A 9,821-nucleotide genomic window follows, 5' to 3' on the forward strand; every position below is an offset into this window, starting at 1 on the left:
ATAGATTATAGCGAATTAGATGAAAAGATAGGTTTATTGATTTAATATTTATAGACGTGATAATATCAATGTTTATATTAAATGAAACGAATTTGAAAATTTCGAAACAGCTTAAGATAGCAAATTGAATAGTCTTATAGATAATGCAGAATCGTCTACACATAGTTAAACAAATTATTTGAGAATAATTATTGTTAAACTATGTGGATAGGCGATTTTATTTTGACAAGAGTCAGAAGAACATATATTAAGGATTTCAAATTACAAATGGCTAAACTTTATGAAAATGGTATGACTAGAATCGAAATTATACGCGAATACGATTTAACACTCTCAATCTTCTCGAACTGAATAAATACTGGGTCATTCAATCATTAAGACAACTTAATAAGTGATGATATATGTTCATACCATTTTGCAAATATAACCAGATACTCTCAACAAAATGTAGAGTTCAAAATTAAAAATGTCAACATTATAGTAAACTAACATAGTCCCCTGTTCATATTCTTCAATCTTTAAATCTTATCGAACAAATAAAAGCAGATAATTTTTTAATTTGAACGTTTTATTTTAGAACAAAAAAGAGCAAGGTTAACGAGTCAGAAAATCTTTTTCTTGATACGTATATGACACTTGCTCTTTTAAGAATCTGAATATTTCACGCTATTTCCATTAAATTAGCGGAGAATGAATGATATCTTTATACTAATAAATTTAACTTTTTAACGTATAAAATTAATGCATTGTACTAAAGTTTCAATTATTTTATAATTGTATGAATGAATCGTATACACTTAGGTAGTCAAATCTAAGAATTTAGATATTGTTTAATTTTAAAACTATCGATTCACATATAAATAAAAGGAGATAACAGCATGAGGAGATTACTCAGTCTATTACTAGCTAGTACAATGATTTTAGTCGCATGTGGGAATGCTAACAATGAAAATAAGAAAAAGGAAGACGAAAAAAATCAGAAGTAAAAAAAGAAGCTACGAAAAATAATGATAAACCAAAGAACGAAAAGAAGAATCAAGATATAAATAAAAACAATAATGAGCAAGTTCAAAATGTCAATAATAAACAACCAGTCTTAAATAATAATAGTAATCATAACAATCAACAACAAAGCAATAAAAATAATTACACAGTTATAGAAAACGGGAATACAGTTACAGAAATTTATAATGGACAATCACACACAACTACAAATAACCCTATTAGAGAAGAATATGTAGAGGGAGAAACAGACCCGATATATAAAAGAGAGTATAAGCATTTTTATACACCTGAAGAAGCTCAAAGAGCACAAGAAAATAGCGACCAAATTTTAAGAGAAATGGGTCTCGAACCAGAAAGATATGAATAAAATCAAACTAAATAATTTCGGGTAGCCCCCCTACCCTTATTATTTTTTTGCTAAGAAGTAATAATTATATTTCTAATATGATTAGGTTCGATGTTAATGGTAGTGATCATGCAAATCCACCAAATAATGAAAGAATACCTACGCCACATATACACATATATACTGAAGAATATAATAATGGTGGTATTGCGATCCCATTAAAAGATATTGAAGATTTAGAATTAACAGATGAAATTATAGAATCATTAGACTTCTTTATGAAGTATACTAATATAAAACACGATAATGTTATAAAAGAACCAAGATTACTGTAAAAGAAATGGAGGGATACTTAGTGAAGACTATCGAAGAAAGAATGAACGAATATTTCAACTGGTTAAAGCAAAATTATATCTTCAAAGAATTAGATAGTTCTACAGAAATTACTACTCCCTTTAAGAACCATTTGAATGATTTTATTAGAATATATGCTGATACACTACCTAATAATGAAATTTGTCTATCAGATGACGGATTGACGATTAATGAATTAGAAATGTTGGGTATTGATATAAACACAAAAACGAGAACTAAACTTATACAGAATATTTTAAATCAATTTAATTTAAAATTAGTTGATAAAGAAATTACAGCGGATGTTAAAAATGAGAGTTTTGCTCAGTCTAAACATAATTTAATTCAAGGCATATTGAAAATTTATGACCTTACTTTAACTACTAAATCTAACGTTACAAACATATTCTATGAAGAAGTATTTGAATTCTTATATGACCAAAAAATAAGAGGTTTAGCACAAGTTTCTGTTTCTGGAGAATCAGGTTTAAAATATTCTATTGATTATATTGTTTCTGAAACAAAATCACAACCAGAAAAACTAGTTAACTTTACAAACAACTTAGATTTCAACAAAATAACTAATGAAGCTTATATTTACCGTGATATCAAACCAAACAGACCATCCAGAAACAAATTAGAACCTATCATGTTGATAATTGTAAATGATGTAGATCATCCGATAAATGAAAGAGCACAAACTGTAGCAGAACATGAAAACCTTGAGATATTAAAATGGTCTAATAAATCAAAAATCATTGAAACTTTAACCTCATAAATTAGCAGTAGTCCCTTATTTATATTCTTTAATTTCCAAACCATATCGTGCAAATAGAAAAGCAGATAACTTTTTTATTTGCACGTTTTATTTTAGAACAAGAAAGAACAAGGTCAACGAGTCAGAAAAACTTTTTCTTGATACGTATTTGACACTTGCTCTTTTAAGAAAACTAACAATTCATTGTATTTCCGTTAAATTAACGGAGAATTCGGATTACCTAGATAGATTTACCTCTAGAGTGTTAAAAAATTGTACATTCTTAAACAATCATAAATGTACGTTATTAAATTATCATTTCCACTGGAGAATCATGTCGACTAAAAGATTATAAAAGTAAAAATACATTTAAAAGCACGTCATTTTCAAACCGCCATAAAACAGCATTTTTAAACCGCTATTGACATAAAATATATTTAGAATAAATCATTTAGAAAAATTAAATAATTTAACCGGCAATAAACTAACTATTTACATGAATCTATAAAACACTTAGAACAAAAGTTCGAAAAACGCACTTTATGATTGTATAGTGATATCAAATATACTTATCAGTGAGTATTAAGAAATACTTCCATTTTAATACTCTTAGAATCAACAACTTTATTATCTCCGTAAATATTTAAAAACTTATATGGAACAAAAGGTACTAGTTCTTTTTTAGGAAATAAGTCAAACCAAAAACTTGTATTGTTCTTTTCAGTAAATTTTATATATCCAGATTCAAATGCAGAACCATCAAACTCGTATAGCTTTTTTTCTTTAGTGAGCCAGTGTCTTGCTTTGTAATCTAGTTCCTGAATAGTAACCATATTCTTATTTGTAGTTATTGTAAATCCAAGTGATTGTCTATTGTCGATTGTTACCTGTACAGTAATTAATTTATCTCTTTCATTTTCTGAACTATTAAATGTAAGACCACCATACATACAACAACCTCCAAAATTTTGGTTTATATCCGGTTCAGATTTAGGTATTATACATGTATAAAAATATGGAACGCCAAAAATGTCTACTTTTTTATCTTTATAATTGTTAGCTAATTCTGTATTTTCTAATTCAGTTTTAACCTCATTATAACTCTTATACTCAATTGGAAAAATTAAATCATGAGATAAAAACTGTCTAGAATTAATAACTCCTCTTCCTTCAACAGGTGGAGACGTATAAAGATTCATTACATTACCCATAGTTCCCTTATTATTTTTATAATCACTTACTTTATTTAGTTCGTCTAATTTAGGATCGGGTTGAGCATTCACATAATTCATATTATGAAAAACTATTTCTAGAATCAAAATAATAATTACAGTAGATAATTTCTTCATAAAACCTCCTCTAACTTATTCAGTCTATTTGACAATGAACCTTATTATAAATTCACGCTTATAGATAGTTCAGGTTGTAGTGTGTCGATAGCATTGTTTTAAAACTAAAAATTCACTAGCAGAATAAATTAAAATTCTATTTATCATTATTACTAATTACAACAAATAATTTTGAATCCGTATTCAAGATAATATATAAATTTCAAATTTTACTACAATTCAAATCATTTTCCTCTCATAAAATGGTTTAATTTCATGATTCAGTTGATAATCATCAATCACTTAATCTTTATATAAAAATACATCAATATGATAATTAGATGAGCTAACTGTTCTATTATCACTATAAAATTGAAAAAACTCTGCTCCCACTGAACCTTTTACGTTATATAAATCATAATAAAATGATTGATCTTGATGATTATGAGAATGAAAGAAAATGCATCCTTTTTGTATGTTACCGGTATCTTTATTGTATATTTTATATAAATTTTCTAATTTAAATCGAACTTTAGTGTCTAATTCTTGTACTGTTACTTTAGCCTTTTTGGTTTTTATAACAAAACCTTCTTGTTGGACACCATCTTTAAATACATTAACGCCTATAACTTTCTCTTCATCTAATTGATTTCCATCATGTATCGTAACTCCTCCGTATAAGCATGATGTTTTTTCTTCAGTTAAGCCTACACATTTATTTCCAAAATACAGTCCATAAATATCTATATTTTTTCCTTTAAATTGATTTGCTAAATCTGATGAGTTAAACTCAACTTTCAAACTAGAAGTTTTAAGTACGGATATATCAATATTTTTTAATATTATAGTATTATTCAGTAGTTGATCTGTACTAATTTTATTTGACTCGTCTAATTGCCACGTTATATCAGTATAATAGCTTGTTAAATTAAATAACTTACTACTATCTAGATCAGATTTTTTCTTTAAATCTTTTTTGTCTACTTCAGCATTAACATAATTATTATTAATAAGACATAATAAAGTTATTATAATTGCAGCTATGTAGAACAATCTCATAAGCTTTTTAATATTTTTTATAATATTCTCTCCCTCAATTATTTTTTGGTTAAATGAACTTCTACATTAATAGATTTACTCTCAACTGTTTTATTATCATTATAAATTAGTAAATATTTAGTCGGATAAAATTTTTTACCAGATTCAGGCATCAAATCATACCAAAAAGAATGACCACTTCCTTCGATAAACTTTATATAGCCAGTCTCATAAGGCGAACTGTTAAATTCATATAAATTTTTATGCTTAAGTAAATAGTTTCTAACTTTATAATCTATTTCTTGTGCTGTTATGTTTTTCTTATTAGTAGGTATATCAAAAGATAATGAATTTCTCTCGTTTTCATAAACTTTAATTAAGATATTATGAGAGTTATCAGTTGAATTATTTTTATCTATTTGATTTCCATCATGCTCGGTCACACCGCCATACATACACGTTTTTTTCAATTAATCTACCATCATTTAATTCCATATTATCCAATGAAAAATAGCATTGATTATAATAGTTTGTCCCAAACAAATCTACGTTTTTATTTTTATATTTATCCGAAAGGCTTTTATTATTAAATTCTGTTTTTAAAATTTTAGAACCATTTATTTTAAATAATAAATCATGTTGTAAAAACTTTTCTTGGGATTTAATGTTTGTTTCTGATACGTGTTTATCATCATACAAATACCTCATATTATCCATTAGACCAGTGAATTCACTCGCTTTATTCAATTGTTCTGGTTTAGGATTGCCATTTAACATAAATAGTAAGCTGCAAGACTTAACACATATGAAGATAAAGGCAAATAACTTCATTACAACAACTCCATATTTTAATTTTTTATAAATTTGATGTATTACAGGGAATATTTAACGTACACATTAGCCCTAGAGAATTTAAAATTTAAATAGTTAATACATATATTAATTTCGTATAAATTCGCATTTTAGTGTTAAAACTAATTATCATTAGTTACTATCTACATATGATATTTCGACATCAAGATGAAATTTTTCAGATTCTATTATTTTATTATCTTCATAAATTTTCAAAAAACTTACAGGCAGTCCATCTCCTGTATAAAACAAATCATATGAAAATGATTTTTCATTATTTAAATGAAATAAAACTTTCCCATTATTAAAACCTGAATAAAATTTAGATTTATATCCATATTCTTTGCCTTTACCAGTGTTATTATGACCATATATATTGTATTCTTCTTGAAGATATCTTCTTAATTTAACATCAATTTCTTGAGCTGTTACTAGTTTTTTATTAGTTGCTATTTTGTCAGTAGAAATTGTTTTATGTTTGCCATTAACCCAAAGATTAATAGGGATTTTTCTAGCAGAATTTAAGTATTGTCCTGATAAAGTGGCCCCTCCATACATGTATTTAGATTTACAAGGACCATTATAATCAATGCCAAAAATATCCAGTTTCTTTCCTTTAAATTTACTTATTTCGTCCCAATTATTAGATTCTGAGATCAAATCATTGGTACCTGTTGAAAATTCGAGTTGATTTGCAATAGGTAGGTTTTTATCTGTGACGCCTTTTAAATCTATATAATCATGTTTTGTATAGAAATTTCTTAAGTTACCTACACCAATATCACCTTGAGCATACGTAAGATCTTTAATGTTAAAAAGTAATATAAAAACTAATATAAAACTATATTTAAATTTTTTCATGGCATTTCCTTTACTAAGTTATGATTGAAATACTTCAACTTTCGTCCTTATAAGATATTTCTACATCTAAATGGAATTTTTCAGTTTCGACAGTTTTGTTGTCATTATATATTTTTAAGAAACTTTCAGCTTGTCCTGTTCCAGTATCAAATAAGTCATAAGAAAATGATGAACCATCATTCAAATGAAATAATATTTTTCCTGCATTAAATCCAGAACTAAATTTTGACTTATTACCATAATTTCTTCCTTTATTTGTATCATTAAAGCCATAAATATTATATTCTTCTTGTAGATATCTTCTTAATTTAGTATCAATTTCTTGAGCTGTTACTAACTTTTTATTAGTTGATACTTTGTCAGTAGATATAGTTTGATGTTCTCCATTAACCCAAAGATTAATAGGAATACGTCTAGATTTCTCTAAATAATCACCTGCTAATGTAACTCCACCGTATATATATTTGTTTTTCAAACAATATCCACTATAACTTAGACCATATACATCTACAGCATGATTTTTGAATTTCTTTACATCATCAACGTTCTTAAATTCAGCTGTTACTGTCGAATTATCCATAGAAAAAACTAATTGATGCGAAAGATGATTATTTTCAGGATTAATACTTTGGTGGTCTTCAATTGGATAGCTACCATAATAGTTCCTAAGATTCAAAACTCCGACATCAGCGGTTGCGATATGATTTTGCGAATAGCAAAACAATAAAACAACAATGATAAGTATTCTTTTCATATTTTATTTCTCCTATATTTAAACTTCTCTATCTTTATTATCTTTTATTGTAAAAATAACCAATTCTTCTTAAATCATCATGATTCTATCCCACTTATATATTATTACTCGTTAATCTGGTTTTGTTATCTATACTAAAATAGAAAGCTTTTTATAGTAATAAAGTTAGATTTGAATCACTATTCGTTCTTCATCATTTACTAAGCTACTTTGTAAAAATATGTTAATATCTATAGTTCTTTATAGGATTGTAAGTTGATATCCATCAACTTTCAGATTGTTATGTAAATAAATAAACATCAATATGATAGTCTGATGAATCTATTGTTTTATTATCATTATAAATTTGCAAATATTGATCTGGTAAATTTCCTTTAATATAAAATAAATCATAATAAAATGATTCTTTATGCTCCGAATGAGAATGAAATTTAATATAACCTTTTTGTACATCACTAGTCATTCTGTCATACAATTTATATGCATTATTTAATTTTGTTCTTACTTTAATATCAAGTTCTTGTGCAGTAACTTTCTTTTTATCTGTAGTAACGATAAATGTATTAACATTTACATTATCCTTATACACAGCTACTCCTATATTTTTAGGCTCGCTTAATTTATTATTTTCATGAGGTGTTACCCCACCATATGTACAGGCAGTATCCACTTGATGCTCACCATGACAATGTGCTTTATAGTAAACACCATAAATATCAACAGTCTTTCCTAGAAATTCTTTAGAAATCGCTGATGAGCTAAATTCCACTTTTAAATCTTTAAATTCAGCAGATATTCCATCTAACCAATTAATACTTTTAAATAATAAATCGAAGTCTAAGAATTTTTCTGTAGTTGATACAATTGATTTTACTGTCGTAAATCGATTATTTATATAATCATCATTAATATTATGTAAAGCAATAGGGTCTACACTTGACTTCTTACACAAACTCTCTATTTTAGGATCTTCTTCATTTGCATATGCATTGTTTACACTACATATTGCAATTAAATTTAAAATTAATAATAATACATTTAACATTACTTTACTATTTTTAATAATATCCCTCCTTCACAAAATTTTTTTCTTAATAAACTGAAAAATTCTGTTTTTAATCTTTAAATATTCACTAATATTATTAGATTACGATTTTAAACTTAACAATCCTACTTACTATTGAACAAACAAATTTTAAATTAAGTGACTCAGATAATAGACAAAAAACCTTAAAAATAGCGCTTAAAATGGGTAAAACCATTTTAAGCGCTATAACGGAGAGTGAGGGATTCGAACCCTCGAGACGCTTGTGGCGCCTACACACTTTCCAGGCGTGCTCCTTCGGCCAACTCGGACAACTCTCCTCAATAATAAATATGTAATAAAAAAACAGAAGCGATATTTCACTTCTGTTTGTATGACTCCTACGGGACTCGAACCCGTGTTACCGCCGTGAAAGGGCGGTGTCTTAACCGCTTGACCAAGGAGCCATGGCTCCACAGGTAGGACTCGAACCTACGACCGATCGGTTAACAGCCGATAGCTCTACCACTGAGCTACTGTGGAATAATAGAAAATAATGGAGCGGGTGATGGGAATCGAACCCACAACATCAGCTTGGAAGGCTGAGGTTTTGCCATTAAACTACACCCGCTAATGTAAACGATTATGGGGCGGCTGAAGGGGATCGAACCCTCGAATGTCGGAACCACAATCCGATGTGTTAACCACTTCACCACAACCGCCATGAATTAAGAATGGTTCAGGACAGAGTCGAACTGCCGACACATGGAGCTTCAATCCATTGCTCTACCAACTGAGCTACTGAACCGTAATGGTAATAATAATGGCGGTCTCGACGGGAATCGAACCCGCGATCTCCTGCGTGACAGGCAGGCGTGTTAACCGCTACACTACGAGACCTATTAAATTAAAAACTATGTATTGCGGGAGGCGGATTTGAACCACCGACCTTCGGGTTATGAGCCCGACGAGCTACCGAACTGCTCCATCCCGCGCTAATATTATTTTGAATTACCTAATTAATATACCATATTTAAAAACCTAAAGTCAAGAACTTTTTTAATTTAATTTAAATATTATTTCTTAAATAATTACTTAAATATCGTAGCAACATGTTCTCTGTTGAACACAAATATTAGTATATTCATTTTTGTAGTGTACGTCAACGACATTTTGAAAGTTTTTTGTGTAAAAAAACGCTTCTTCTTCCCTTTTATAATATAAGTGTCTAATAGTTGTCATAATTACTCATGAACTATTGAAAAAGATGTAGGAATCATAAATTTTATAATGCCTACACCTCTAAACTATTAAAATATAATTATAATCTTTTTCACTAAAGTGCTATGCTTCGTACTGACACACATAACACAATACATAGCAACCAAACATTACCTATCGTGTCATGTAATCTTGCATCCGATCTTGCAACGCTGTAAATGTTTCGAAGCCATCCTCTTCTAAGAAGTGCCCTCCATCTTCCACGATTCGCAAGTTCCCCT

At 28.2% G+C, this 9,821-nt stretch carries 7 protein-coding genes, 8 tRNA genes and 3 pseudogenes; 3 read left to right on the forward strand and 15 right to left on the reverse strand.

What is annotated here, in order from left to right:
* Positions 1 to 878: 878 nt before the first annotated feature.
* The 3 genes and pseudogenes from IDG60_RS19590 (at position 879) to IDG60_RS19600 (ending at position 2,483) form a co-directional block, all read left to right on the forward strand.
* Positions 879 to 1,372: pseudogene (locus tag IDG60_RS19590) on the forward strand (hypothetical protein).
* Positions 1,373 to 1,419: 47 nt separating this feature from the next.
* Positions 1,420 to 1,686, forward strand: a complete 267-nt coding sequence (locus tag IDG60_RS19595; protein WP_020978245.1) for a DUF6978 family protein — start codon at positions 1,420 to 1,422, stop codon at positions 1,684 to 1,686.
* 20 nt (positions 1,687 to 1,706) lie between these two features.
* Positions 1,707 to 2,483, forward strand: a complete 777-nt coding sequence (locus tag IDG60_RS19600) for a DUF1828 domain-containing protein (RefSeq protein WP_000848318.1) — start codon at positions 1,707 to 1,709, stop codon at positions 2,481 to 2,483.
* A gap of 551 nt (positions 2,484 to 3,034) precedes the next feature.
* On the opposite strand, the gene seg is transcribed toward IDG60_RS19600, so the two are convergent.
* From seg to IDG60_RS19675, 15 genes and pseudogenes are all read right to left on the reverse strand, one after another.
* Positions 3,035 to 3,811, reverse strand: coding sequence for a staphylococcal enterotoxin type G (seg, locus tag IDG60_RS19605; RefSeq protein ID WP_000736712.1), 777 nt, complete (start codon positions 3,809 to 3,811; stop codon positions 3,035 to 3,037).
* 282 nt (positions 3,812 to 4,093) lie between these two features.
* Complete coding sequence (gene sen / locus IDG60_RS19610) at positions 4,094 to 4,849, reverse strand: staphylococcal enterotoxin type N (RefSeq protein WP_001236362.1); 756 nt, start codon at positions 4,847 to 4,849, stop codon at positions 4,094 to 4,096.
* 38 nt (positions 4,850 to 4,887) lie between these two features.
* A pseudogene (seu, locus tag IDG60_RS19615) lies at positions 4,888 to 5,659 on the reverse strand (staphylococcal enterotoxin type U).
* A gap of 153 nt (positions 5,660 to 5,812) precedes the next feature.
* On the reverse strand, positions 5,813 to 6,541 hold the full coding sequence (gene sei, locus IDG60_RS19620) for a staphylococcal enterotoxin type I (RefSeq protein WP_000713847.1): 729 nt from the start codon (positions 6,539 to 6,541) through the stop codon (positions 5,813 to 5,815).
* Between the two features lie 34 nt (positions 6,542 to 6,575).
* Positions 6,576 to 7,295, reverse strand: a complete 720-nt coding sequence (gene sem / locus IDG60_RS19625; RefSeq protein WP_000821658.1) for a staphylococcal enterotoxin type M — start codon at positions 7,293 to 7,295, stop codon at positions 6,576 to 6,578.
* Between the two features lie 280 nt (positions 7,296 to 7,575).
* Positions 7,576 to 8,358 (reverse strand): staphylococcal enterotoxin type O, encoded by a 783-nt coding sequence (gene seo / locus IDG60_RS19630; protein ID WP_010922839.1) that lies wholly within the window; start codon positions 8,356 to 8,358, stop codon positions 7,576 to 7,578.
* Between the two features lie 213 nt (positions 8,359 to 8,571).
* A tRNA-Ser gene (locus IDG60_RS19635) sits at positions 8,572 to 8,660 on the reverse strand.
* A gap of 54 nt (positions 8,661 to 8,714) precedes the next feature.
* Positions 8,715 to 8,786 (reverse strand) — tRNA-Glu (locus IDG60_RS19640).
* 1 nt (position 8,787) lies between these two features.
* A tRNA-Asn gene (locus tag IDG60_RS19645) sits at positions 8,788 to 8,862 on the reverse strand.
* Positions 8,863 to 8,876: 14 nt separating this feature from the next.
* A tRNA-Gly gene (locus IDG60_RS19650) sits at positions 8,877 to 8,950 on the reverse strand.
* Between the two features lie 15 nt (positions 8,951 to 8,965).
* Positions 8,966 to 9,041 (reverse strand) — tRNA-His (locus IDG60_RS19655).
* A 13-nt stretch (positions 9,042 to 9,054) separates the two neighbouring features.
* Positions 9,055 to 9,127: transfer RNA gene (locus tag IDG60_RS19660), tRNA-Phe, on the reverse strand.
* A 16-nt stretch (positions 9,128 to 9,143) separates the two neighbouring features.
* A tRNA-Asp gene (locus IDG60_RS19665) sits at positions 9,144 to 9,219 on the reverse strand.
* A gap of 21 nt (positions 9,220 to 9,240) precedes the next feature.
* Positions 9,241 to 9,314, reverse strand: a tRNA-Met gene (locus IDG60_RS19670).
* Positions 9,315 to 9,714: 400 nt separating this feature from the next.
* A pseudogene (locus IDG60_RS19675) lies at positions 9,715 to 9,821 on the reverse strand (serine hydrolase family protein); the annotation flags it as partial.

The sequence above is a fragment of the Staphylococcus sp. EG-SA-2 genome (assembly GCF_017152085.1).

Bases quoted from the DNA above. Each gene is read 5' to 3' on its own strand.
- sei (WP_000713847.1), bottom strand. From the start codon at position 6,541: ATGAAAAAATTTAAATATAGTTTTATATTAGTTTTTATATTACTTTTT.
- sen (WP_001236362.1), bottom strand. From the start codon at position 4,849: ATGAGATTGTTCTACATAGCTGCAATTATAATAACTTTATTATGTCTT.
- sem (WP_000821658.1), bottom strand. From the start codon at position 7,295: ATGAAAAGAATACTTATCATTGTTGTTTTATTGTTTTGCTATTCGCAA.
- seg (WP_000736712.1), bottom strand. From the start codon at position 3,811: ATGAAGAAATTATCTACTGTAATTATTATTTTGATTCTAGAAATAGTT.